The organism is Pseudomonas fuscovaginae SE-1, from assembly GCF_000364705.1.
GTDB classification, from domain to species: Bacteria; Pseudomonadota; Gammaproteobacteria; order Pseudomonadales; family Pseudomonadaceae; genus Aquipseudomonas; species Aquipseudomonas fuscovaginae_A.
This window is the reverse complement of sequence record NZ_AQOH01000287.1, coordinates 26,771-50,848: the sequence shown is the minus strand read 5'-3', so window position 1 is coordinate 50,848 and position 24,078 is coordinate 26,771. Positions and strand designations below refer to the sequence as shown.

Below are 24,078 nucleotides of genomic sequence, written 5' to 3'. Positions count from 1 at the left end.
TGAGCCCGGACCTGGGTGTTTCAGCGACGACGGAACAGCGGCAGCGGTTCGTCGGTGGCGGCCTGGTAGGTCACCGAGAAGTCCTTGAGGCTTTCCAGGGCTTCGTAGGGGTCCTTGTCCGCACGCAGGGCGAAAGCATCGAAACCGCAGCGGCTCAGGTAGAACAACTGGTCGCGCAGCACGTCGCCGATCGCCCGCAGTTCACCCTTGAAGCCGTAGCGGTCGCGCAGCAGGCGGGCGTTGGAGTAGTTGCGTCCGTCGGTGAAGGCCGGGAAGTTCAGGGCGATCACCTGGAAATGTTTGACGTCGTCACCAATTTCTTCGGCTTCCTCGTCGGCGTCCAGCCACACGCCCAGGCCGCCGTCGCGGGCCTTGAGGGCGTGGCCGTGGTCGCGCCACAGGGCCAGCGGGACGATCAGGTCGTCGCAGTTGGTGATACCGTCGAGGGTCGCGTCCTTGGGCAGCAGGTGCCAGGTCTCGTCGACCACCTCGTTGTTCTTAATGATTCGCTGCATAGACGCGTTCCTTGAAGAGGTCGATGCCGATACGTTGGTAGGTGTCGATGAAGCGCTCGTCTTCGGTACGTTGTTCCACGTACACGTCGATCAGCTTCGAGATCACGTCGGGCATGTCGTCCTGGGCGAAGGACGGGCCGAGGATCTTGCCCAGGCTGGCGTCGCGGCTGGCGCTGCCGCCGAGGGAGACCTGGTAGAACTCTTCACCTTTCTTGTCCACCCCGAGAATGCCGATATGACCAACGTGGTGGTGACCGCAGGCGTTCATGCAGCCGGAGATGTTCAGGTCCAGTTCGCCGATGTCGAACAGGTAGTCCAGGTCGTCGAAACGGCGCTGGATCGACTCGGCGATCGGGATCGACTTGGCGTTGGCCAGGGAGCAGAAGTCACCGCCCGGGCAGCAGATGATGTCGGTCAGCAGGCCGATGTTCGGCGTGGCGAAACCATACTCGCGCAGTTCGCCCCACAGTTCGAACAGCTTGCTCTGCTCGACGTCGGCGAGAATGATGTTCTGCTCGTGGGAGGTGCGCAACTGGCCGAAACTGTAGCGATCGGCGAGATCGGAGATCGCGTCGAACTGCTTGTCGGTGACGTCGCCCGGGGCAACGCCGGTCGGTTTCAACGACAGGGTCACGGCGACATAACCCGGCTTCTTGTGCGCGAGGGTGTTGCGTGCGCGCCAGCGGGCAAAACCCGGGTGCTGCTGGTCGAGTGCGGCCAGCTCGGCGCTCTGATCTACCAGGGACTTGTAGTCGGGGCCGACGAAGTGCTTGGCGATCCGCTGGACTTCGGCTTCGGTCAGGGTGGTCTGGCCGCCACGCAGGTGGACCATTTCGGCCTCGACCTTCTCGGCGAAGACTTCCGGGGTCAGGGCCTTGACCAGGATCTTGATGCGCGCCTTGTACTTGTTGTCACGACGGCCATAGCGGTTGTACACACGCAGGATGGCATCGAGGTAGCTCAACAGGTCCTGCCACGGCAGGAACTCGTTGATGAAGGCACCGACCACCGGGGTACGGCCCAGGCCGCCACCGACCAGCACGCGGAAGCCCAGCTCGCCGGCGGCGTTGCGGACGGCTTCCAGGCCGATGTCGTGGACTTCGATGGCCGCACGGTCGGAGCTCGAACCGTTGATGGCGATCTTGAACTTGCGCGGCAGGTAGGCGAATTCCGGGTGGAAGGTGGTCCACTGACGGACGATTTCGCACCACGGGCGGGGGTCGATCAACTCGTCGGCGGCGACGCCGGCGAACTGGTCGGTGGTCACGTTGCGCAGGCAGTTGCCACTGGTCTGGATCGCGTGCATCTGCACGGTGGCGAGTTCCGCGAGGATATCCGGAACGTCTTCCAGTGCCGGCCAGTTGAACTGGACGTTCTGCCGGGTACTGATGTGGGCGTAGCCCTTGTCATAGTCGCGGGCGATCTTGGCCAACATTCGCGTCTGGCGCGAAGTCAGTTGGCCGTAGGGCACGGCGACCCGCAGCATCGGCGCGAAGCGCTGGATGTAGAGGCCATTTTGCAGGCGCAGGGGGCGGAACTCTTCTTCGCTCAGTTCGCCCGCCAGATAGCGTCGGGTCTGATCACGGAACTGCTTGACGCGGTCCTCGATGATTCGCTGATCGTACTCGTCGTATACGTACATATTGATCCTGTTTTCAGGCTTTATAGGTCTGCCGCAAGGCGGGGCGCCCTCGCCAGACCTGAACAATTCCGCGCGCACGGCCGCGCACTCCCGGGGGAGCCGGCGCAAGATAGCAGTTTGCGGTTATGTGCAAAAATGATGTTTTTGAATATGAACATAACCAAAATCGATATGCGCCGCCAAGCCGCAAAGCCCCTGGTTGTGATGGGGACAATTGTGGTCTTAACTGTCGATGAGTCTTCGAGCAATCACCGACAAAATCTACAAGAGGCGATGCGATGAGCAATCCAACCAAGACAAGGAAAAGCGACAGCGCGGTCGATGCCTGGGCCATCCTGTTCCTGATCATCCTGGTGGTGGTCACGGCGGTGTTCTGGGTCAGCCATCAGTGACCGGGCCGTCTGGCCCGGCCTGAACTGAACGTCGTTCCCGGAGCTGTGTGCAGTCGTCGTGGGGCTCAGGAATGACAGGGGGGCGGTAGAGGCGGCAGCGCGCGGTTCCCCGAAGGAGCGGGGAGCCGCGAAGTCGCGTCCGGATCAGACACCGGCGAAGTGCAGCACCAGCTTGACGATACCGAGCAGGGTCAAGGCGAACACCGCGGTGAACAGGATGCCCAGGATCACGAAATGGCCGGGCTTGCCGTGGGTGAAGTCGCGGGCGCGGTTTTTCCCGCTCTGCACGCCGAAGGCGGCAGCCATGACGCTGTGCAGCATCTGCCAGAAGGTCGGTGGCTTGTTATCGATAGGATCGTCCATAGTATCCTCCACACGGGTCCCAGTGTGCAGAGCATAGACAATTTCCAGGGTGGGCGCAGAGCGCCCGGTGAGGCATTCCCACGCTGGAGCGTGGGAAAGATCGGCCCCGGGCTCGTGACTGACAGGCAATCACGATGGCAGGTTTCAGGGGCGCCAGAGGCGCCCCACCGCGGGCAAGCCCGCTTATTGCAGGAGGTGATATCAGTTGTCGTAGCCCAGGTTCGGCGCCAGCCAGCGCTCGCTGACGGCCAGTTCCTGGCCCTTGCGGGCGGTGTAGCTTTCGACCTGGTCCTTGTCGACCTTGCCCACCGCGAAGTACTGCGCCTGTGGATGGGCGAAGTACCAGCCGCTGACCGCCGCCGCCGGGAACATCGCGTAGTGCTCGGTGAGGAACACGCCGCTGCGCCCGGCGCGGCCTTCGCTGGCCTCGGGGTCCAGCAGGCTGAACAGGGTGGCCTTTTCGGTGTGGTCCGGACAGGCCGGGTAGCCGGGGGCAGGACGGATACCGCTGTACTGCTCCTTGATCAACGCCTCGTTGTCCAACTGCTCGTCCTTGGCGTACCCCCAGTGCTCCTTGCGCACCTGTTCGTGCAGCCACTCGGCGCAGGCTTCGGCCAGGCGGTCGGCCAGCGCCTTGACCATGATCGAGTTGTAGTCGTCGCCCTTGTCCTGGTAGGCCTTGGCGACTTCCTCGGCGCCGATGCCGGCGGTGGTGATGAAGCCGCCGACGTAGTCGGTGAGGCCGCTGCCTTGTGGGGCAACGAAGTCGGCCAGGGAGAAGTTCGGTTTGCCGTCGGTCTTGATGATCTGCTGGCGCAGGTGATGCAGCCTGGCCAGTGGCTGGCCGTCCTCGCCATACAGCTGGATGTCGTCGTCCTGCACCTGGTTGGCCGGCCAGAAGCCGAACACGGCACGGGCGCTGATCAGCTTCTCGTCGATCAGCTTGTCGAGCATCTCGCGGGCATCCTTGTATAGCGCGGTGGCGGCTTCGCCGACCACTTCATCTTCGAGGATGCGCGGGAACTTGCCGGCCAGGTCCCAGGAAATGAAGAACGGTGTCCAGTCGATGTACTCGGCCAGGGTGCGCAGGTCGATATTGTTCAGCACCCGGGTACCGGTGAAGGTCGGTTTGACCGGCTGGTAGTCGCTCCAGTCGAACTGCGGCTTCTTCGCGATCGCAGCGGCGTAGCTCAGGCGCTCGGTGCGGGCGCTGCGGTTGGCGGTGCGCTCGCGCACTTCGACGTATTCTTCGCGGGTGCGCTGGACGAAACCGGCCTTGAGCTCCTCGGACAGCAGTTGGGTCGCCACGCCGACGGCGCGGGAGGCGTCGGTGACATAGACCACGGCGTCATTGCTGTAGCGCGGTTCGATCTTCACCGCGGTGTGCGCCTTGGAGGTGGTCGCGCCGCCGATCATCAGTGGCAGGTGGAAGTCCTGGCGCTGCATTTCCCGGGCGACGTGAACCATCTCGTCCAGCGACGGGGTGATCAGCCCGGACAGACCGATGATGTCGCATTTCTCTTCACGGGCCACCTGCAGGATCTTCTCCGCCGGGACCATCACGCCGAGGTCGACGATGTCGTAGCCGTTACAGCCCAGGACCACGCCGACGATGTTCTTGCCGATGTCGTGCACGTCGCCCTTGACCGTGGCCATGAGGATCTTGCCCTTGGCTTGCGGCTTGTCGCCTTTCTCCAGTTCGATGAACGGAATCAGGTGCGCCACCGCCTGTTTCATCACCCGGGCGGACTTCACCACCTGGGGCAGGAACATCTTGCCGGCGCCGAACAGGTCGCCCACGATGTTCATGCCGGCCATCAGCGGGCCTTCGATCACCTCGATCGGGCGGGCGAAGGACAGGCGCGATTGCTCGGTGTCCTCGACGATATGGGTGGTAATGCCCTTGACCAGGGCGTGCTCCAGGCGCCTGTTGACGTCCCAGCCGCGCCATTCCTCGGTTTCGGCTTCCTTGGTGGCGCCGTCGCCCTTGTAGTTGTCGGCAATGGCGAGGAGGGCGTCGGTGCCTTCCGGGGTGCGGTTGAGGATCACGTCCTCCACCGCGTTGCGCAGTTCCAGCGGGATCTGGTCGTAGATCTCCAGTTGGCCGGCGTTGACGATCCCCATGGTCAGGCCGGCGCGGATCGCGTACAGCAGGAACACCGAGTGAATGGCCTCGCGTACCGGGTTGTTGCCGCGGAACGAGAACGACACGTTGGACACGCCGCCGCTGCTCAGGGCGTAGGGCAACTCGTCACGGATGTAGGCGCAGGCGTTGATGAAGTCGACCGCGTAGTTGTTGTGCTCCTCGATACCGGTGGCCACGGCGAAGATGTTCGGGTCGAAGATGATGTCTTCCGGCGGGAAGCCCACCTCGTTGACCAGGATATCGTAGGAACGCTTGCAGATTTCCTTCTTGCGCGCCTCGGTATCGGCCTGGCCGACCTCGTCGAAGGCCATCACCACCACGGCGGCGCCGTAGCGCTTGCACAGCCTGGCGTGATGAATGAACTGCTCGACGCCTTCCTTCATGCTGATGGAGTTGACGATACCCTTGCCCTGGATGCACTTGAGGCCGGCCTCGATCACGTCCCACTTGGAGGAGTCGATCATGATCGGCACACGGGAAATGTCCGGCTCGCTGGCGATCAGGTTGAGGAAGGTGACCATCGCCTTCTTCGAGTCGAGCATGCCTTCGTCCATGTTGATGTCGATCACCTGGGCGCCGGCTTCCACCTGCTGCAGGGCGACTTCGAGGGCCTCGGTGTAGTTCTCTTCGCGGATCAGCCGGGCGAACTTGGCGGAACCGGTGATGTTGGTCCGCTCGCCGACGTTGACGAACAACGACTGGCGATCGATGGTGAAAGGCTCCAGGCCGGACAGGCGGCAGGCCTTGGGAATGTCCGGGATGACCCGCGGCTGGTAGGCCGAGACCGCCTTGGCGATGGCCGCGATGTGCGCCGGGGTGGTGCCGCAGCAGCCGCCGACGATATTCAGGAAGCCGCTCTGGGCGAACTCCTCGACCACCTTGGCCATTTCCTCGGGCAGCTCGTCGTACTCGCCGAATTCGTTCGGCAGACCGGCGTTGGGGTGCGCGGAAACGTGGGTGCTGGCCTTGTCCGACAGCTCTTCCAGATAAGGACGCAGCTCGCTGGCACCGAGGGCGCAGTTCAGGCCGACCGAAATCGGCTTGGCGTGGGCCACGGAGTTCCAGAAGGCTTCGGTGGTCTGGCCCGACAGGGTGCGGCCGGAGGCGTCGGTGATGGTGCCGGAGATCATGATCGGCAGTTCGAAGCCCAGTTCCTCGAACACGCCCTGCACGGCGAAGATCGCCGCCTTGGCGTTAAGGGTGTCGAAGATGGTTTCGATCAGGATCAGGTCCGAGCCGCCTTCGATCAGGCCACGGGTGGCCTCGGTGTAGTTCTCCACCAGTTCGTCGAAGGTGACGTTGCGGTAACCGGGGTTGTTCACGTCCGGCGACAGTGAGCAGGTCCGGCTGGTCGGGCCGAGCACGCCAGCGACGAAACGTGGCCGGTCCGGGGTTTCCAGGGTTTTCGCGTCGGCCACCTGGCGGGCCAGGCGTGCGCCTTCCACGTTCAATTCGTAGACCAGCTCTTCCATGCCGTAGTCGGCCTGGGAGACACGGGTGGCGTTGAAAGTGTTGGTTTCCAGGATGTCTGCGCCGGCATCCAGGTAGGCCTTCTCGATCGAGCCGATCACGTCCGGGCGGGTGATGACCAGCAGGTCGTTGTTGCCCTTCACGTCACTCGGCCAGTCGGCGAAGCGCTTGCCGCGATAATCCTCTTCCTCGAGCTTGTAGCTCTGGATCATGGTGCCCATGCCGCCATCAAGCATCAGGATGCGTTCTTTGAGGGCCTGCTGGAGAGCGTTGAGGCGAGCGCTGCGGTCGGACATGGGACTACCTGAAAAGACGGACACAGAAAGAGCCGGGATGATAGCAAAGCTGTACGCTTTGAGAGCATGTCGGGCTTTTCCATGAAAATCACTCATGTTGAAACCTTGGCGACAGGGTAGAATCAGCGCGTTTTTTCTTTCAGGACCAGGGATATGTCGCTCCGCCTTGTCAGTGTTTTCTTACTGCTGCTGTTCAGCTATACCACTCAGGCGCAAAGCCCGGCCCCTGCGATTTCCTATACCCGTGATATCCAGCCGATCTTCACCGAGAAATGCGTGGCCTGTCATGCCTGCTACGACTCGGCCTGCCAGCTCAATCTGGGCAGTGCCGAAGGTGCGGCACGGGGCGCCTCGAAGCTGCCGGTCTACGACGGTGACCGCAGCAAGGCGCTCGAGCCGACTCGGCTGTACATCGATGCCCAGACCCCACTGCAATGGCGGCAGAAGAACTTCTATTCGGTGCTCGATGCCCAGGGCAGCCAGGCGGCGCTGATGGCGCGCATGCTGGAGCTGGGGCACCGTACGCCGTTGCAGCCCAATGCCAAGTTGCCGGACGACATCGTGCTGGGCCTGAACCGGCAGAACTTGTGCCCGTTGCCCGAGGAGTTCGACAGTTATGCCGGTGCCCACCCCAGGGAAGGCATGCCACTGGCGGTCACCGGCCTGACCGACCGCCAGTATCACACCCTGCGCGCCTGGCTGGCGCTCGGCGCGCCGATGGATGCCCAGCCGCTGGCGCCGACGGCCCGCGAGGCGCAGCAGATCAACCAGTGGGAAAACCTGCTCAACGCCCCGGGAGCCCGGGAAAGTCTGGTGGCACGCTGGCTGTACGAGCACTGGTTCCTGGCCCACATCTATTTCGATGGCGGCGAGTCCGGACACTTCTACCAGTGGGTGCGCTCGCGTACGCCCAGCGGCCAGCCGATCGATCTGATCAGCACCCGGCGCCCCAACGACGATCCCGGGACCCAGGTCTACTATCGCCTCTGGCCGGTGCAGGGGGCGATCGTCCACAAGACCCACATCACTTATGCCCTCGATGCGGCGAAGATGGCGCGGATCAAGACCCTGTTCTACAGCGGCAACTGGCAGGTCAGCGCCTTGCCGGGCTATGGCCCGCAGCGCCGGGCCAATCCGTTCGAGACCTTCGAGGCGATCCCGGCGGCGGCGCGCTATCAGTTCATGCTCGATAACGCCGAGTACTTCGTCGACACCTTCATCCGGGGGCCGGTCTGCCGCGGGCAGATCGCCACCGACGTGATCCGCGACAACTTCTGGGCACTGTTCCAGGCGCCGGAGCATGACCTGTATGTCACCGACCCCAGCTATCGCGGCAAGGCCACGCCGCTGCTGGCGATGCCCGGGCAGAACGATGATGTCGGCAGCGTGTTGAGCCTGTGGCTGGCCTACCGCGACAAGCGCAACGAATACGAGTCGTTGCGCCGCGAGGCCTATGCCGCCGCGCCGGCGCCCAGCTGGTCGACCCTGTGGGCCGGCAACGACAATGCCTTGCTGAGCATCTTCCGTCACTTCGACAGCGCCACCGTGACCAAGGGCCTGATCGGTGAGGTGCCGCAGACGATGTGGCTGTTCGACTACCCGCTGCTGGAGCGCACCTATTACCAGTTGGCGGTGAACTTCGACGTGTTCGGCAACGTTTCGCATCAGGCGCAGACCCGGCTGTACTTCGACCTGATCCGTAACGGCGCCGAGCAGAACTTCCTGCGCCTCATGCCGGCGGATTCGCGCGATGGCTACCTCGACGACTGGTACCAGAACAGCGGCAAGATCAAGATGTGGCTGGATTACGAGCGTATCGATGACAGCAAGCCGAGCGCGCTGAAGCTGCATGGCAAGGACCCGAAACTCGACTTCGCCAGGCAGTTGCTGACGCGCTACGGTGATCTCAATGCCCACCCGGATCCGATCAATCGTTGCGACGGTGCCTACTGTTCGCGACCCAATATCGACCCGGCGCTGCAGGAGGCCGAGCAATCCCTGAGCCGACTGACCTCACGCCCGGCGGCCGGGCTCAAGGTGATCGACCAACTGCCGGAGGCGACGATGCTGCGTGTCGAGACCCGTGACGGCAAACGCGAGGTCTACAGCCTGCTGCGCAACCGGGCCCACAGTAATGTGGCGTTCATGCTCGGTGAGGCCTACCGCTACCAGCCGGGCCTGGATACCGTGACCCTCTACCCCGGCGTGTTGAGCAGCTATCCGAACTTCATGTTCAACGTGCCGGCCGAGCAGGTGCCCGCGTTCGTCGATGCCATGGAGCAGGCCAGGGATGCGGCGGCGTTCGAACGGATCGTGCAGCGCTGGGGCATTCGCCGCAGCCATCCGCGGTTCTGGTTCTATTTCCACGACCTGACGACGTACCTCAAGGAAACCGACCCGGTGAATGCCGGTGTGCTGGACATGAACCGCTACGAGAACCTGTAGGCAGGAGCCTTCGAGACGGCTGTGGTGAGCGGTGGGCGGATAGGGGGAAGATGCGGGCGAAGGTTGGATGTGGCGAATTGATGTCTAGATGTGGCGAATCGATGTCTAGATGTGGCGAGCGGGCTTGCCCGCGCTCGACTGCAAGGCAGTCGTAAAGCCGATGACCTCGATATGCCTGGCGCATCGCGCCGCCCGGGTTTGGGGCCGCTTTGCGGCCCAGCGCGGGCAAGCCCGCTCGCCACAGGTCCAGTGCCAGTGCCAGTACCAGTGTCAGTGCCAGTACCAGTGTCAGTGCCAATGCCAGTGCCAGTGCCAGTGCCAGTGCCAGTGCCAGTGCCAGTACCAGTACCAGTGTTAGTACCAGTGTTAGTACCAGTACCAGTACCAGTACCAGTGTTAGTACCAGTACCAGTACCAGTGTTAGTGTCAGTGTCAGTACCAGTGTCAGGTCCGGTATCAGACCCGGGCCCAGTGTCAAAGCCCGTCAGGTTTCGGCGTAAAGCTTGGCGTGCTATTCCGACAAAAATACTAGGACTTTGTCGAGTGGCGCGATTTGGCGTAGACTGACAGCAATCTGTGAGGAGATTCCATGAGCGCCATAACCATTACCGATGCCGCCCACGACTATCTGGCGGACCTGCTGTCGAAGCAGAACACTCCAGGGATCGGCATCCGCATCTTCATTACCCAGCCGGGAACCCAATACGCCGAGACCTGCATTGCCTACTGCAAGCCCGGCGAGGAAAAGCCCGAGGACACCGCGCTGGGGCTGAAAAGCTTCACCGCGTGGATCGATTCGTTCAGCGAGGCGTTCCTCGATGACGCGGTGGTCGACTACGCCACCGACCGCATGGGCGGCCAGTTGACCATCAAGGCTCCGAACGCCAAGGTACCGATGGTCAATGCCGACAGCCCGATCAACGAGCGCATCAACTACTACCTGCAGACCGAAATCAATCCGGGGCTGGCCAGCCACGGTGGCCAGGTCAGCCTGATCGACGTGGTCGACGACGGCATCGCCGTGCTGCAGTTCGGCGGCGGTTGCCAGGGCTGTGGTCAGGCGGACGTGACCTTGAAGGAAGGGATCGAGCGTACCTTGCTCGAACGCATTCCCGAGCTCAAGGGTGTGCGTGATGTGACCGACCATACGCAGAAAGAAAACGCCTACTACTGAGTCCGGTAGCAGGGCGTTCGCTGCCTTGAGTCGCAAAAAAACGGTGCCCGTGAGCACCGTTTTTCATGCGCGCGAGATTTGCGGTGTGGGTGCTTGCCCGCGAATGCGTCCTCCAGGCCGCTACCGATCCCGCAGGTAATCGCGCAACCGCTCCTGCAGATACGGCACGCCCAATGGGTGCTCAAGGTACTCGGCAATCGGCATCATCCGCCAGTATTGCCCCTCATCGCCAAAACGGATCGCCTCGATCTCCGCCGGGCCCAGTTGCCCCACCAGGAACCACGAGTGGCTGCCCGGCTGGGTGACGCTGGGATAGCGCCGTGCCCATTCGATCCTTTCAGCGCCAAGGCACAGGGAAAACTCCTCGTCCAGTTCTCTCAGTGCGCATTCGCTCGGGCTTTCCTCGCCTTCACGGCCACCGCCGGCAAAGTCCCAGTGGCCGGGGTAGGGGATGCCGTCCTTCATATCGCGCAGATAGGTCAGCAACTGCTCGCCGCAGAGCAGTGCCAGCTTGGCTCCGGAGAACGCTCGTTCGGACATCGGTCTTTCCTCCGCCTGCTCAGGGTCGATACAGGTGGGCATGCCCCGCCCGGTACAGCGACGATTCGCTGAAATGATCGCTGCCCAGCACCCGTCCCACCAGGATCAGCGCCGTGCGTCGAAACCCCTTGGCTTCGACCTTGGCCTGGATGTCCGCCAGAGTGCCCTGTACCCAGTCCTGGTCGGGCCAGGTCGCGCGGTGGATCACCGCGATCGGGCAGTCCGCGCCGTAGTGGGGCAGCAACTCGGTAACGATCTTCGTCAGGTGATTGACGCCCAGGTGAATCGCCATGGTCGCCTTGTGCCGAGCCAGGTCGCCCAGCGCCTCGCCGGCGGGCATCGTGGTTTTGTCGGCGTAGCGGGTCAGGATCACGCTTTGGGAGACATCCGGCAGCGTCAGTTCGGCACCGAGCAGGGCGGCGCAGGCGGCGGTGGCGGTGACGCCGGGGATGATTTCATGGGCGATGCCCAGCTCGCGCAGGTGACGGATCTGCTCGCCGATGGCGCCGTACAGCGAGGGGTCGCCGGAATGCACCCGGGCCACGTCCTGGCCACGGGCATCGGCCGCCTTGATCAGCTCGATGATCTGGTCCAGGTGCAGCTCGGCGCTGTTGATCACCTGGCTGGCGCCGTGGCCCTCCAGTACGGCCGCCGGTACCAGTGAACCGGCATAGATGATCACCGGGCAACTGCGCATCAGGCGCTGGCCCTTGACGGTAATGAGTTCCGGATCGCCGGGGCCGGCACCGATGAAATAAACGGTCATAAGCTTCTCTGAACGGGCTGCGCGCCAGGTTCCGTGGGAGCCGGTTTCGCGTCGAGCGCACGCGCGGCTCGCCGGGTGGGTTTGGCTGTGAATCCTTGGCTCACATGAACAGCGCTCATGCAGGAAAAGGGGATTATCCAGGGTTTTGCCCGGTCCAGGCCAGTGCGAAGGTCGCCTGCGGGTGCTTCTGGCGTGAAATCAGCAGGCTTGCCGGGGGCTGTCCCTGTTGTTCGGCCAGGGCCAGGGCGGCACTTTCGGCGACGCCGTGGCAGCCGGTATGGGCGAAAGTCAGGCTGGAACGATGACTCAGGCGCGACTCGTAAGGTTGCAGCGCCGTGCTATTGAAGAACACCAGTGGCAGTTGCAGCTGTCGAGCGAGCTCAAGCAATCCCGGCTCATGGCGTTTCCCATCGATACTGGCCAGGCCGGTGACTGCCGCGAGGTCGAGGCGATGGGCCTGCAGGGCACTTTCCAGCAACTGCCGCAGGACCGACGCCGCACAGCCTTGCCGGCAACCGAATCCGGCCGCCAGGGCCGGCTGCGCCGGGGGCATTGTCATGCCGGGTGCTGGACGTCGTTTTTGCGGCGGAACAGCCAGGCACTGATCGAGCCCAGGGCCAGCCAGAACACCGCGTTGGTCAGTTGCGAGGCGATTCTGAACTGCGCCTCCAGTGCTTCTGGTGCCAAGCTGGAATGCACGTCCGGTTGTGGCGCACCGATCACGTGGGGCACCACGACAATGGCCACCCCCAGCAGCTTGAGCAGCCAATGCCGGCCGAACACCAGCAGGGCGATGGCCACGGCAGTGGAGGCGGCCGTGCTGGCCCACCAGATCTGCCGTTGCAGCAGGTCCGCCGCCGCGGTGCCGGGCAGTTCCGGCGGCAGGCCGAGGGTCGGGGCCAGACAGAAGGTGGCGTAGCCGGCCAGGCCCCAGAGCAGTCCCTGGGAGGTGCGATGGGGGGTGCGCAGGGTATAGAGGCCAGCGAGCATCAGGGCGAAACCGACCGCCACTACCAGGTTGCCACCGGTGGTGGACAGCACGCGCTGCCAGCCATCTTCCGGCTCCCACGCTTCTTCATCATGGCCTTCGTGGCTGTGGCCGACCATGGCGGCACCGCTGTGTTCATGGGCTTCGACGGCCGGGGCCTTCTCGTAGGTTTCCGCTTCGAGAATCAAGGGCGCGACCCAGAAGCTTTGCAGCAGGGTGAGCAACAGGGCGGCGAGCAGTCCGCTGAAACCGGCGGTTTGGGAAATACGCTTGATCATGGCAGGATTCTCGGAGGCACGACTCAGTGGCACGGGAAGGCAGCGCTGTGGCGTGTATCGTGGGCGGCGTTATGGACCGCGTCGATGTGCGAGAACCCGGCGAAGTACACCAGCAACACGCCGAGCATGCTGGCGCCGAGGGCGGCGGCGAGGCGTTGGCTGCGGGTCGATGCGACGGTGCCGGAATGGCTGGCGGTAGTGATGGACATGGCGCTTCCCTCTGGGTTTTCAGCAGGCGGCCACGTGCGGAACACCTCGACGGGCCGGGCCCGGAGGTTTCAACAGCGCCTGCCCACCGCAGGTTTGTTATTCGATTTTTCCGGGCCGGTCTCCGGGCTCGCGAGGGGCTCGATCATGGCTCGAACCTTCCAGCATCACCTTCCCATGCCGCATGGCACAGTGGATCTGACGCTCTCTCGCTTACCGTTGCGGGGGCAGCACCGGACTTGTCTGGCGTGATGAAGCATCCGCCGACGCACCGGTTTCCCGTTTCACCCTGTGAGGGGCACCCAGAACAGGCGAATAGGAAAACACGCCGTCTACCGGTGCGTCAACTGACGCCGCCTGTGGCACGCCGAGTCGGGTGGAGGCAGCGATGGCGACGGTCAGAAACTCAACTTAAAGTAGTTTCTAGGATAAAAATATTCACTGAAAACAATTAGTTAAATTATCTTTTTGATCTTGTCTCTCAGTTGATCGATCGAAAACGGCTTGCCGATCACTTGCATGCCGGCGGGTACCTCGATGCTTTCGGCATAGCCGCTGGCGAACAGCACCGAGAGCCCCGGGCGGACCTGCCGTGCGGTGCTCGCCAGGTCGCGACCATCCATGTCGGGCAGCCCGACGTCGGTCATCAGCAGGTCGATGGGGGTTGCTGGATCATTGAGGAACTCCAGGGCCCTTTCGCTGCCACTGGCCTCCAGCACCTTGAAATCCAGTTCCTCCAGCACATCGACAATCAGCATGCGGACAATGGCGTCGTCTTCGACGACCAGGATGGTTGAGCTGGCTGCGCACATAAGGGGGATCCCAAAAAAGTGGAAACGGGGACAGGAAGATACCTGTCTCTTGTATTGGTAAGCGGCCAATTGCCACAAGTTCTATTTCTTATACAAAAATATTTTGCTGTATAAGGTAGCAGGATAGCGGTTCTGATCGATGCTGGGCAGTGCGAGGCAAGAAAATGCCTTCTACGCTGTGAGAAAAATGGATCCTTTTTTTGCAAAATTACGTCAAACTCCTTGGTTTTCAAGACTTCCTCCGGGGCCCGAAATGAATTCACCGTCTTCGGTTGATGAGAGCAGCTTTCGCAAAATACTGAGTCGCAACATCAGTCTACCGCTTGGAGTGGGTGTGCTCAGTGCCGTGTTCTTCGTTTCCCTGATCAGCTACCTGCTCTCGGTGATCCAGTGGGTGCAGCACACGGACCGGGTGATCAACAACGTCAACGAGGTGATGACGCTGTCGGTCGACCTGGAAACCGGCATGCGCGGTTTCCTGATCACCGGCGACGAGCACTTCCTCGACCCTTATGAAGTCGCCAGGCCGAAGATCATCGCCGAATTGCGTGGCTTGCAGCAGTTGGTGGCGGACAACCCGCAGCAGGTCGATCGCTTCAGGCGCATCGAGGCCCTGCAAGGGGCCTGGACCGACTATGCGCAATCGATGATCGATCTGCAGCGCAGCAAGGGCGACTATCGCGAAGCGATCAAGGCCGGGCGTGGCAAGCGCCTGACCGACGAGATCCGCAGTGAATATGCCAACGCCATCGCCACCGAGCAGCAGCTGCGTCTGGCCCGCAATGACGATGTCCGGCGCACCACCATCTGGAGCATCGCAGCCTATCTGGTCTTCGTGCTGGGCCTGAGTGCGCTCCTGGCCTATGTTGGCAGGAAAGATTTGCTAAATCTTTCAGTTAGTTACGGTAAAAACCTCGAGTCACAGCTCAGAAGTTCCGAGCGCCTTGAAAAGCAGGCCTGGCTGCGTGGCGGCCAGAATGAACTGTCCTCGCAAATGCTCGGCCAGTTGGGTCTGAGCCCGCTGGGGCGCAATATTCTGCAGTTCTGCGCCCAGTACCTGGGCAGTGCCGTGGGTGCCTTGTATGTCCGCGAGGAGCATGGCGGTTTCCGGCGTATCGCCACCTATGGCTTGTCCCGCGAGCAGGAACAGCAGCGGGTCGAGGTCTTCACCGGCGAAGGTATTGTGGGCCAGGCCGCCACCGAAGACCGCCTGATTCGTCTCGACGAGCTTCCGGAGGATTACTTCAAGGTCAGTTCCGGTCTCGGCGAAGGTTTGCCGCGCCACGTGGTGGTGGTACCGACTCGCGACGATGGGCGGGTCAATGGCGTGATCGAACTGGGCTTCCTGCGTGAGCTCGTCGAGCGCGATATCGAGTTGCTGGAGCTGATTGCCGGCAGTATCGGCACTTCCGTCGAGGCCGCCCGTTATCGCCAGCGGCTGCAGGAGGTGTTGGCCGAGACCCAGCAACTCAACGAGGAGTTGCAGGTCCAGCAGGAGGAACTCAAGACCGCCAACGAGGAACTGGAGGAGCAATCCCGGGTGCTCAAGGAGTCCCAGGTGCACCTGGAGACCCAGCAGACCGAGCTGGAGCAGAGCAATGAGCAGTTGGCCGAGCAGGCCACGGCCCTGGCTGAACAGCGCGACGCGCTGGACCGCAAGAACAGCGAACTGAACCTGGCCCAGATCGAGCTGGAAGAGCGGGCCGAACAGTTGCAGCGTTCGAGCAAGTACAAGTCCGAATTCCTCGCCAACATGTCCCACGAACTGCGCACGCCGCTCAACAGTTCCCTGATCCTGGCCAAGCTGCTGGCGGAGAACCCCCAGGAGAATCTCACCGAGGAGCAGGTCAAGTTCGCCGAGTCGATCTATTCCGCCGGCAATGATCTGCTCAACCTGATCAACGACATTCTCGATATCGCCAAGGTCGAGGCGGGCAAGCTCGAGGTGCGCCCGGAGAACACCAGCGTGGCACGTCTGGTGGAAGGCCTGGACAACCTGTTCCTGCCGCTGGCGAACGACAAGGGCCTGGGCTTCAGCGTGGTGATCGAGGAGGGCGCGCCCGAGATGCTGTTCACCGATCGCCAGCGTCTGGAGCAGGTGCTCAAGAACCTGCTGTCGAACGCGCTGAAGTTCACCGAACAGGGTCATGTCAACCTGACCGTGTCCAGCCGGCCCGGCGTCGGCATCGTCTTCAATGTGCGCGACACCGGTATCGGCATTGCCGCCGAGCAGCAGGAAAGCATCTTCGAAGCCTTCCACCAGGCCGATGGCACCACCAACCGGCGCTACGGCGGTACCGGCCTGGGCCTGTCGATTTCCCGCGACCTGGCGGCGCTGCTCGGTGGTTCGATCAGCGTTGTCAGTGAACCGGGTCGGGGCAGTGTGTTCACCCTGGCGCTGCCGCGCGAGTACACCATGGCCACCAGCGAGGTCGCGCAGGCGCCGGTGCCGCCCCACATGCCGTCGATCATGGCGGCCAACGCCGGTGTCGAGCCGCTGGCGGTGGTCGAGACGCCGATCGAGCGTTTCGCCGACGATCGTGACAAGGCTCCCTTCACCACCCGCAGCATCCTGGTAATCGAGGATGAGCCGAGCTTCGCCCAGATCCTCTACGACCTGGCCCATGAACTGGGCTACCAGTGCCTGGTTGCCCACGGTGCCGACGAGGGCTTCGGGTTGGCGGCGCAGTTCATTCCGGATGCGATCCTGCTGGACATGCGCCTGCCCGATCACTCCGGCCTGACCGTGCTGCAGCGTCTCAAGGAACAGCCGTCGACCCGGCACATCCCGGTGCACGTGATTTCCGTCGAGGACCGCGTCGAAACCGCCATGCACATGGGCGCCATGGGCTACGCGGTCAAGCCGACCACCCGCGAGGAACTCAAGGAGGTGTTCTCCCGGCTCGAGGCCAAGCTGACCCAGAAGGTCAAGCGCGTCCTGCTGGTCGAGGACGACGACCTGCAGCGTGACAGCATCGCCCGACTGATCGGCGATGACGACATCCAGATCACCGCGGTGGGGTTGGCTCAGGAGGCTCTGGACCTGCTGCGCGAGAATGTCTACGACTGCATGATCATCGACCTCAAGCTACCGGACATGCTCGGCAACGAGCTGCTCAAGCGGATGTCCACCGACCAGATCCGCTCGTTCCCGCCGGTGATCGTCTACACCGGACGCAACCTGACCCGCGACGAAGAGGCCGACCTGCGCAAGTATTCGCGCTCGATCATCATCAAGGGCGCCCGCTCGCCGGAGCGCCTGCTCGACGAAGTGACATTGTTTCTGCACAAAGTCGAATCGCAGTTGTCCCATGAACGTCAACGCATGCTCAAGACCGCCCGCAGCCGCGACAAGGTCTTCGAGGGCCGCAGGATCCTGCTGGTGGACGATGACGTGCGCAACATCTTCGCCCTGACCAGCGCCCTGGAACACAAGGGGGCCGTGGTCGAGATCGGCCGTAACGGCCGCGAGGCGATCGAGCGGCTCAATGAAGTCGAGGATATCGACCTGGTGTTGATGGACGTGATGATGCCGGAAATGGATGGTTATGAAGCCACCGTCGAAATTCGCAAGGATCCGCGCTGGCGCAAGCTGCCGATCATCGCGGTGACGGCCAAGGCGATGAAGGATGACCAGGAGCGTTGCCTGCAGGCCGGCGCCAACGATTACCTGGCCAAGCCGATCGACCTCGACCGCCTGTTCTCGCTGATTCGCGTGTGGTTGCCGAAAATGGAAAGGATCTAGTGCAGCAGAATATCGATATTGAAATACGCCTGTTGATCGAGGCGATCTACCTCAAGTACAGCTACGATTTTCGCGATTACTCTGGCGCGTCGATCAAGCGCCGGCTCGTTCATGCCCTGCGCCAGTTCGACTGCGTAACGGTTTCCGCGTTGCAGGAGCGGGTACTGCACGACCCGACGGCCTTCATGCAACTGCTGCAGTTCCTGACCATCCCGGTCAGCGAGATGTTTCGCGACCCCAGCCATTTCCTGGCGATTCGCCAGGAGGTGGTGCCACTGCTGAGGACCTATCCGTCGATCAAGATCTGGGTGGCCGGTTGCAGCACGGGGGAAGAGGTTTACTCGATGGCGATCCTGCTGCGCGAAGAGGGTCTGCTCGAGCGCACCATCATCTACGCCACCGATATCAATCCCAGCTCCCTGGAAAAGGCCAAGCAGGGGATCTTTTCCCTGGACAACATGCGCGCCTATACCCGTAACTATCAGTTGGCGGGTGGGCTGCGGGAGTTTTCCGAGTACTACACGGCTGCCTATGGCTACGCGATTTTCGACAAGACGCTGCGCGAGAACGTGACCTTCGCCGATCACAGCCTGGCCACCGATAGCGTGTTTTCCGAAACTCAATTAATTTCATGTCGTAACGTATTGATTTATTTCAACAAAAAACTTCAGGATAGAGCCTTTGGATTGTTCCATGAGTCGCTCTGCCATCGGGGGTTCCTGGTGCTGGGCAACAAGGAAACCCTGGAGTTCTCTTCCTTTGGCAAGCAGTTCGAGACCTTGGTCAAGCAAGAGCGGATCTATCGCAAGCTATGAACAGACTGGCCCTGGAGTTCACCCGGCGACAGCGTGTCGAGGCCATAGCGATGGGGGCCTCGGCTGGCGGTGTCGAGGCGTTGCTGACGGTGTTCGGCGAGTTGCCGAGCGGTTTCGGCCTGCCGATCATCGTCGTGCTGCACCTGCCCGAGGAGCGCCAGAGCCACCTGGCCGAAGTGTTCGCCCGGCGTGTGGCGATGCCGGTCAGGGAGCCCGCCGACAAGGAACCGATCAGCCCCGGCACGCTGTACTTCGCGGCGCCCGGCTATCACCTGTCGGTGGAGCAGGATCGCACGTTCTCCTTCAGTTGCGAGGCGCGCATACACCATTCGCGTCCCTCCATCGACTACCTGTTCGAATCGGCCGCCGACGCCTATGGCTCGCGGCTGCTGGCGGTGCTATTGACCGGCGCCAACCAGGATGGGGCCGCCGGGCTGGCCCAGGTCAAGGTCCGTGGTGGCCTGACGATGGTGCAGGACCCACGCGAGGCGCGGGTGGCCACCATGCCCGAGGCAGCCCTGGCGCTGCATACTCCCGATTACATACTCCCTCTTCGCGGCATTGGCCGCCTGCTTGCCGAGCTGGAACGAATCGCATGCTAACTACTATCCAGGCCAAACTGCTGATCGTCGACGATCTGCCGGAAAATCTGTTGGCGCTGGAAGCGCTGATCAAACGTGAGGATCGCGTCGTCTACAAGGCCCATAGCGCCGATGAGGCCCTGTCGCTGTTGTTGCAGCATGAGTTCGCCATGGCCATTCTCGATGTGCAGATGCCCGGCATGAACGGTTTCGAGCTGGCCGAACTGATGCGCGGCACGGAAAAGACCAAGAACATTCCCATCGTCTTCGTCAGCGCCGGCGGGCGTGAGCTCAACTATGCCTTCAAAGGGTATGAAAGCGGCGCGGTGGACTTTCTCTACAAGCCGCTGGACACCCATGCGGTGAAGAGCAAGGTCAACGTCTTCGTCGACCTGTACCGCCAGAGCAAGGCCATGAAGCAGCAGGTCGAGGCCCTGGAGCAGAGCCGGCGCGAGCAGGAGGCGCTGCTGCGCGAGCTGCAGGCGACCCAGGAGGAACTGCAGCGCGCGGTGCGCATGCGTGACGACTTCATGTCGATCGTCTCCCACGAGGTCCGCACGCCACTCAATGGGCTGATCCTCGAGACCCAGTTGCGCAAGATGCACCTGGCCCGCAACAACGCCGCGGCCTTCACCCTCGACAAGATGAATGCCATGGTCGAGCGCGACGAGCGGCAGATCCAGAGCCTGATCCGGCTGATCGAGGACATGCTCGACGTGTCCCGTATCCGTACCGGCAAGCTGTCGATCCGACCGAGCCGCTTCGACCTGTCGCAACTGGTGAGCAAGCTGCTGGAAGGCTTCGCTCCCCAGGCCCAGGCTGCCGAATCGACCCTCGACTTCGAGACGAGCGGGCCGGTGCTCGGCAACTGGGACGAGTTCCGTATCGAACAGGTGGTTTCCAACCTGCTGACCAACGCCGTGCGCTATGGTGCGAAAAGCCCGATCGATGTTCGGGTGTATACCCGGGGCGACCAGGCCTGCATCGAGGTCCGTGATCGCGGCATCGGCATCAGCGAGGAGAACCAGAAGCGCATCTTCCAGCAGTTCGAACGGGTCTCCGCGGCTCATGCGGTCGCCGGGCTGGGATTGGGTCTGTTCATTTCCGAGCAGATCGTCGCCGCCCATGGTGGCAGCATCACGGTCAACAGCCGGTTGGGGGAGGGCTCAACCTTTTGCGTTCACCTGCCGTTACAGGAAAACCGCTGAACCGACGCAACCTCCAGGCGAGCCGGTGGTCGTATTGGCAGAATTTCGAGAATGAAGGTTTTCCATGAGTGAAGATGCACAAGACGTCGTCCTGATCGTCGAGGACGACCCGTCGATCCTGATGGTGTTGTCGGCCTACCTGTCCAGCGTGGGCTACCGGGTACTGCAGGCCGAAAACGGCGAGCAGGCGTTCGAGATTCTGGCGACCAAGCCCAACCTGGACCTGATGGTCACGGACTTCCGGCTGCCCGGCGGGATTTCCGGGGTCGACATTGCCGAGCCGGCGATCAGGCTGCGTCCGGACCTGAAGGTGATCTTCATCAGCGGCTATCCGGCGGAGATCCTCGAAACGGACAGTCCGATCACCCGCAAGGCACCGATTCTGGCCAAGCCGTTCGACCTCGATACCCTGCAGGAGCAGATCCAGCGCCTGCTGGCCTGACTCAGGCGTTGAGCATTTCCCGCACCCTGGCCGTGAGCAGGTCAAGGTTGAAGGGCTTGGTGATCATCTGCATGCCCGGATCGAGGAAGCCGCCGCGCACCGCCGCGTGTTCGGCATAGCCGGTGATGAACAGCACCTTCAGTCCGGGGCGCAATTGCCGGCCGATTTCCGCCAGTTGCCGGCCGTTCATGCCTGGCAGGCCGACATCGCTGATCAGCAGGTCGATGCGCTGGCCGGACTCGAGTACCAGCATCGCCGCGTTGGCGTCCGCCGCCTCGACGAAGTGGTAGCCCAGCTCACCCAGTACGTCACGCACCAGTACCCGCACCGCCGGGTCATCCTCGACGATCAGCACGGTTTCGCCTTCCGCGGCATGGGAAGCCGGCAGCAATTGCAACGAATCGTCCTGGCACGTCGGCTCGCCCTTGTAGCGCGGCAGGTAGAGATTGACCGAGGTGCCCTGGCCAATCTGACTGTCGATGGACACGTGTCCATGGGACTGCTTGCTGAAGCCGTAGATCATCGATAGGCCAAGGCCGGTGCCCTGGCCGATCGGCTTGGTGGTGAAGAACGGATCGAATGCCCGGTTGATGATGTTCTCCGGCATGCCGCAGCCGGTGTCGCGAACCTGCAGCAGCACATAGTCGCCAGGTTCCAGATGGCCCTGGGTCTGGGTAAAGGCCAGATCCAGCGTCTGGTTCGAAGTACTGACCAGCAACTGGCCGCCATCCGGCATGGCATCGCGGGCGTTGAGCACCAGGTTGAGCAGGGCGCTTTCCAACTGATTGGGGTCGGCCTCGGCGATCCACAGCGCATCGGCCAGGTTCATGCGCAGTTCGATGCTTTCGTCCAGGCTGCGATCGAGCAACTCGCTCATGGACTTGACCAGGTCGTTCAGTTTCACCGGCTTGGAGTCCAGCGACTGGCGCCGGGAGAATGCCAGCAGTCGATGGGTCAGGCCGGCGGCGCGGTTGGCCGAGGTCACGCCGAGATCGATCAGGCTTTCCAGATCCTCCAGGCGCCCGCGCGCCAGCCGGCGCTTGAGCAGTTCCAGGCTGCCGATGATACCGGTGAGCATGTTGTTGAAGTCGTGGGCGATGCCGCCGGTCAACTGGCCGACCGCTTCCATTTTCTGTGACTGGCGTAGCGCCTCTTCATTGTGGCGCAATTGCGCGGTGCGTTCCTCGACCTGCTGTTCAAGGGTCTCCAGGGTTTCCTTGAGGCGCAATTCGCTCTGGCTCAGATCGAGCAGCCGGTCGCGCGCCTCGTATTGCCGCCTTCGGCCGCGAATGGCGGAGGTCACCAGGCTGATCAGGGTGACGGGATGAAAGGGGCGTTCGAGCAGTGTGACATTCCCCAGCTCGCTGCCGAGGTGGGTGAAGGCGGGGCGTTCCGGGCCGCCATGGTGGGTCAGCAGAATGATCGGCAGATCCGACCAGGCCGGTTGCTCCTGCAGGTGCCGCAGCAACGGGTCGAGGTCTATCGCCTGCAAGGCCTCGACGGCGATGATCAGCAAGCCGACACCCAGTTCCAACTCGCCACACAGCGATGGCAGGTCGCCGGTGATGGTACCCTTCAAGCCGGCCTGCTCGAGGATCATCCGGGCAATCTGGTTGTCTCGTCCCCAGGGCGCGAGAATGATCGCCCGTTCGGAAACCTCGTCCCGCATCCTCACAGGTCTTCGTCCTGCAGCAGCGGTATGTTCTCGCCCAGGTAGGTCGGCACCCCGCGCAGCACGCCCTGAAAAGCCTCCAGCGGCTCGCCGATGGTCATGCCGCGTGGGCTGATGCGGTATTCGCGGATGGTCGATTCATGGGAGCCGGTACGTTTCTTGATGATCGATATCGCCCGGCGAACCTTGCCCAAGGCCTCGAAGTAGCGCAGCAGGATGACCGTGTCGGCCAGGTAGGTGATCTCCACGGGGGCCTGCATGTCGCCAACCAGCCCATGTTGGGCGACGGTCATGAAGGTCGCCGCGCCGCGGCGGTTGAGGTATAGCAGCAGCTCGTGCATGTGCAGGATCAGCGCGTTCTCTTCCGGCATGGCCGCCTGGTAGCCGTTGACGCTGTCGATCACCACCGTCTTTATATTGCCCCCGTCCACGCAGCGGCGGACCCGATGGGAGAACTCCCCGGGCGACAGCTCGGCGGCGTCGAGCTGTTCGATCCACAGGTTGCCGGTGGCCCGCAGTGCGGCGAGATCGATGCCGATGTTGCGCATGCGCTCGTACAGCAGTCCCAGTTCCTCGTCGAAGATGAACAGGGCGGCCTTTTCGCCACGGGCCACCGCCGCCGCCGCGAAGATCATCGCGATCAGCGTCTTGCCGGTACCGGCCGGGCCGAGAATCAGCGTGCTGGAACCGGTCTCGATACCACCACCGAGCAGCGCGTCCATTTCGCTGATGCCACTGCTCAGTTGTTGGCGCAGGTATTCGCCGCGGTGCTCCGCCGCCACCAGGCGGGGGAACACATGGACGCCGACGTTGCTGATAGTGAAATCATGGTAGCCACCCCGGTATTTCTGCCCCCGATACTTGATCACCCGGACCCGGCGTCGCTCGGCACCGTAGTTGGGCGCCAGTTCCTCGAGTCGGACCACTCCGTGGGCAATGCTGTGCACGGTCTTGTCGAGGGATTCGTTGGTCAGGTCGTCGAGCAGCAGAACCGTGGCGTCGTAGCGCACGAAGTAATGCTTGATCGCCAGGATCTGCCGACGGTAGCGCAGCGAACTCTGCGCCAGCAGGCGGATCTCGGAGAGGCTGTCGAGCACCACGCGGGTCGGCTTGACCCGTTCGATCGCCTCGAAGATCTGTCGGGTCGCCTCGCCCAGTTCCAGGTCCGAGGAGTACAGCAGGCTCTGCTGGTGCTCGGTATCGAGCAGGTTTTCCGGGGGCGTCAGTTCGAAGATTTCGATGTGCTCATCCAGCGACCAGCCATGGGAACTCGCGCCCTGGCGCAGTTCCTCGGCGGTTTCCGAGAGGGTGATGTACAGCGAGCGTTCGCCCGCGGCGGCACCGGCCAGGAGGAACTGTAGGGCCACGGTGGTCTTGCCGGTGCCGGGTTCGCCCTCGAGCAGGAATACATGACCTCGGGACAGGCCGCCGGAAAGAATGTCATCCAGGCCTTCGATACCAGTATTGGCCTTGGGAGTACTGGGGGCAGAGGGTGTAGTCAATTCCAGAGCTCTTTTGACGGGTGGTTGTTTTACTGGACCATGGGCCTGGGCCAGGGTTCCCTGTTTCAGCAGCGTATCC

18 protein-coding genes, 2 pseudogenes and 1 riboswitch are annotated in these 24,078 nt (G+C 62.6%); of the genes and pseudogenes, 8 read left to right on the top strand and 12 right to left on the bottom strand.

The window, feature by feature from the left end; genetic code table 11:
* Window positions 1–20 precede the first annotated feature (20 nt).
* The 4 genes from K675_RS0123100 to metH form a co-directional block, all read right to left on the bottom strand.
* Entirely contained in the window at window positions 21–515 is a 495-nt protein-coding gene (locus K675_RS0123100; RefSeq protein WP_017905839.1) for a DUF934 domain-containing protein, read from the bottom strand.
* Window positions 499–2,157 (bottom strand): nitrite/sulfite reductase, encoded by a 1,659-nt coding sequence (locus K675_RS0123095; protein ID WP_017905838.1) that lies wholly within the window; start codon window positions 2,155–2,157, stop codon window positions 499–501. The genes K675_RS0123100 and K675_RS0123095 overlap by 17 nt, the downstream gene beginning before the upstream one ends.
* A 536-nt stretch (window positions 2,158–2,693) precedes the next feature.
* Window positions 2,694–2,912: a DUF2970 domain-containing protein gene (locus K675_RS0123085; protein ID WP_017905835.1), complete on the bottom strand. Its 219-nt coding sequence runs from the start codon at window positions 2,910–2,912 to the stop codon at window positions 2,694–2,696.
* A 201-nt stretch (window positions 2,913–3,113) separates the two neighbouring features.
* Window positions 3,114–6,824: a methionine synthase gene (metH, locus tag K675_RS0123080; protein WP_017905834.1), complete on the bottom strand. Its 3,711-nt coding sequence runs from the start codon at window positions 6,822–6,824 to the stop codon at window positions 3,114–3,116.
* 153 nt (window positions 6,825–6,977) lie between these two features.
* Here metH and K675_RS0123075 point away from each other — a divergent pair, with 153 nt between their 5' ends.
* Both K675_RS0123075 and nfuA read left to right on the top strand, forming a co-directional pair.
* Window positions 6,978–9,269 carry a fatty acid cis/trans isomerase gene (locus tag K675_RS0123075; protein WP_017905833.1) on the top strand — a complete coding sequence of 764 codons (2,292 nt, stop codon included), beginning with the start codon at window positions 6,978–6,980 and terminating at the stop codon, window positions 9,267–9,269.
* Window positions 9,270–9,858: 589 nt separating this feature from the next.
* The gene (gene nfuA, locus K675_RS0123070; RefSeq protein WP_017905832.1) at window positions 9,859–10,443 is read left to right on the top strand and encodes a Fe-S biogenesis protein NfuA; all 585 of its coding nucleotides are present in this window, start codon (window positions 9,859–9,861) and stop codon (window positions 10,441–10,443) included.
* Window positions 10,444–10,563: 120 nt separating this feature from the next.
* Here nfuA and K675_RS0123065 read toward each other — a convergent pair whose 3' ends face one another.
* The 6 genes from K675_RS0123065 to K675_RS0123040 all read right to left on the bottom strand — a co-directional run bounded on the left by K675_RS0123065 (window position 10,564) and on the right by K675_RS0123040 (window position 14,034).
* Window positions 10,564–10,983, bottom strand: a complete 420-nt coding sequence (locus tag K675_RS0123065; RefSeq protein WP_017905831.1) for an NUDIX hydrolase — start codon at window positions 10,981–10,983, stop codon at window positions 10,564–10,566.
* A 19-nt stretch (window positions 10,984–11,002) separates the two neighbouring features.
* Window positions 11,003–11,749 (bottom strand): precorrin-4 C(11)-methyltransferase, encoded by a 747-nt coding sequence (gene cobM / locus K675_RS0123060; RefSeq protein ID WP_017905830.1) that lies wholly within the window; start codon window positions 11,747–11,749, stop codon window positions 11,003–11,005.
* 133 nt (window positions 11,750–11,882) lie between these two features.
* Window positions 11,883–12,308 (bottom strand): cobalamin biosynthesis protein, encoded by a 426-nt coding sequence (locus K675_RS0123055; protein WP_026145468.1) that lies wholly within the window; start codon window positions 12,306–12,308, stop codon window positions 11,883–11,885.
* Window positions 12,305–13,015, bottom strand: a complete 711-nt coding sequence (locus K675_RS0123050; RefSeq protein WP_017905828.1) for a CbtA family protein — start codon at window positions 13,013–13,015, stop codon at window positions 12,305–12,307. Before K675_RS0123050 ends, K675_RS0123055 begins: the two co-directional genes overlap by 4 nt.
* 23 nt (window positions 13,016–13,038) lie before the next feature.
* Entirely contained in the window at window positions 13,039–13,224 is a 186-nt protein-coding gene (locus K675_RS0123045) for a CbtB domain-containing protein (RefSeq protein ID WP_017905827.1), read from the bottom strand.
* Between the two features lie 96 nt (window positions 13,225–13,320).
* Window positions 13,321–13,543, bottom strand: a riboswitch (cobalamin riboswitch).
* A gap of 134 nt (window positions 13,544–13,677) precedes the next feature.
* Complete coding sequence (locus K675_RS0123040) at window positions 13,678–14,034, bottom strand: response regulator (protein ID WP_017905826.1); 357 nt, start codon at window positions 14,032–14,034, stop codon at window positions 13,678–13,680.
* Between the two features lie 253 nt (window positions 14,035–14,287).
* On the opposite strand from K675_RS0123040, the pseudogene K675_RS34260 reads away from it, so the two are divergent.
* From K675_RS34260 to K675_RS0123015, 6 genes and pseudogenes are all read left to right on the top strand, one after another.
* Window positions 14,288–16,448, top strand: a pseudogene (locus K675_RS34260) (CHASE3 domain-containing protein); the annotation flags it as partial.
* 71 nt (window positions 16,449–16,519) lie between these two features.
* A pseudogene (locus K675_RS34255) lies at window positions 16,520–17,779 on the top strand (response regulator); the annotation flags it as partial.
* Window positions 17,779–18,594: a CheR family methyltransferase gene (locus tag K675_RS0123030; protein ID WP_017905824.1), complete on the top strand. Its 816-nt coding sequence runs from the start codon at window positions 17,779–17,781 to the stop codon at window positions 18,592–18,594. The pseudogene K675_RS34255 and the gene K675_RS0123030, both read left to right, overlap by 1 nt.
* On the top strand, window positions 18,591–19,196 hold the full coding sequence (locus K675_RS0123025) for a chemotaxis protein CheB (protein WP_017905823.1): 606 nt from the start codon (window positions 18,591–18,593) through the stop codon (window positions 19,194–19,196). The genes K675_RS0123030 and K675_RS0123025 overlap by 4 nt, the downstream gene beginning before the upstream one ends.
* On the top strand, window positions 19,190–20,383 hold the full coding sequence (locus K675_RS0123020) for a hybrid sensor histidine kinase/response regulator (protein ID WP_017905822.1): 1,194 nt from the start codon (window positions 19,190–19,192) through the stop codon (window positions 20,381–20,383). The genes K675_RS0123025 and K675_RS0123020 overlap by 7 nt, the downstream gene beginning before the upstream one ends.
* 64 nt (window positions 20,384–20,447) lie before the next feature.
* Window positions 20,448–20,825 (top strand): response regulator, encoded by a 378-nt coding sequence (locus K675_RS0123015; RefSeq protein WP_017905821.1) that lies wholly within the window; start codon window positions 20,448–20,450, stop codon window positions 20,823–20,825.
* Between the two features lies 1 nt (window position 20,826).
* Here the strand turns inward: K675_RS0123015 and K675_RS0123010 are convergent, their stop codons facing one another.
* Together K675_RS0123010 and K675_RS0123005 are read right to left on the bottom strand one after the other, a co-directional pair.
* The gene (locus K675_RS0123010) at window positions 20,827–22,494 is read right to left on the bottom strand and encodes an ATP-binding protein (RefSeq protein ID WP_017905820.1); all 1,668 of its coding nucleotides are present in this window, start codon (window positions 22,492–22,494) and stop codon (window positions 20,827–20,829) included.
* Between the two features lie 2 nt (window positions 22,495–22,496).
* Window positions 22,497–23,999 (bottom strand): ATPase domain-containing protein, encoded by a 1,503-nt coding sequence (locus K675_RS0123005; RefSeq protein ID WP_017905819.1) that lies wholly within the window; start codon window positions 23,997–23,999, stop codon window positions 22,497–22,499.
* Window positions 24,000–24,078 lie beyond the last annotated feature (79 nt).

Coding starts and splice junctions, on each gene's coding strand:
- nfuA (WP_017905832.1), top strand. CDS start 9,859: ATGAGCGCCATAACCATTACCGATGCCGCCCACGACTATCTGGCGGAC.
- K675_RS0123020 (WP_017905822.1), top strand. CDS start 19,190: ATGCTAACTACTATCCAGGCCAAACTGCTGATCGTCGACGATCTGCCG.
- K675_RS0123025 (WP_017905823.1), top strand. CDS start 18,591: ATGAACAGACTGGCCCTGGAGTTCACCCGGCGACAGCGTGTCGAGGCC.
- K675_RS0123085 (WP_017905835.1), bottom strand. CDS start 2,912: ATGGACGATCCTATCGATAACAAGCCACCGACCTTCTGGCAGATGCTG.
- K675_RS0123095 (WP_017905838.1), bottom strand. CDS start 2,157: ATGTACGTATACGACGAGTACGATCAGCGAATCATCGAGGACCGCGTC.
- K675_RS0123015 (WP_017905821.1), top strand. CDS start 20,448: ATGAGTGAAGATGCACAAGACGTCGTCCTGATCGTCGAGGACGACCCG.
- metH (WP_017905834.1), bottom strand. CDS start 6,824: ATGTCCGACCGCAGCGCTCGCCTCAACGCTCTCCAGCAGGCCCTCAAA.
- K675_RS0123100 (WP_017905839.1), bottom strand. CDS start 515: ATGCAGCGAATCATTAAGAACAACGAGGTGGTCGACGAGACCTGGCAC.
- K675_RS0123010 (WP_017905820.1), bottom strand. CDS start 22,494: ATGCGGGACGAGGTTTCCGAACGGGCGATCATTCTCGCGCCCTGGGGA.
- K675_RS0123040 (WP_017905826.1), bottom strand. CDS start 14,034: ATGTGCGCAGCCAGCTCAACCATCCTGGTCGTCGAAGACGACGCCATT.
- K675_RS0123075 (WP_017905833.1), top strand. CDS start 6,978: ATGTCGCTCCGCCTTGTCAGTGTTTTCTTACTGCTGCTGTTCAGCTAT.
- cobM (WP_017905830.1), bottom strand. CDS start 11,749: ATGACCGTTTATTTCATCGGTGCCGGCCCCGGCGATCCGGAACTCATT.
- K675_RS0123045 (WP_017905827.1), bottom strand. CDS start 13,224: ATGTCCATCACTACCGCCAGCCATTCCGGCACCGTCGCATCGACCCGC.
- K675_RS0123055 (WP_026145468.1), bottom strand. CDS start 12,308: ATGACAATGCCCCCGGCGCAGCCGGCCCTGGCGGCCGGATTCGGTTGC.
- K675_RS0123065 (WP_017905831.1), bottom strand. CDS start 10,983: ATGTCCGAACGAGCGTTCTCCGGAGCCAAGCTGGCACTGCTCTGCGGC.
- K675_RS0123050 (WP_017905828.1), bottom strand. CDS start 13,015: ATGATCAAGCGTATTTCCCAAACCGCCGGTTTCAGCGGACTGCTCGCC.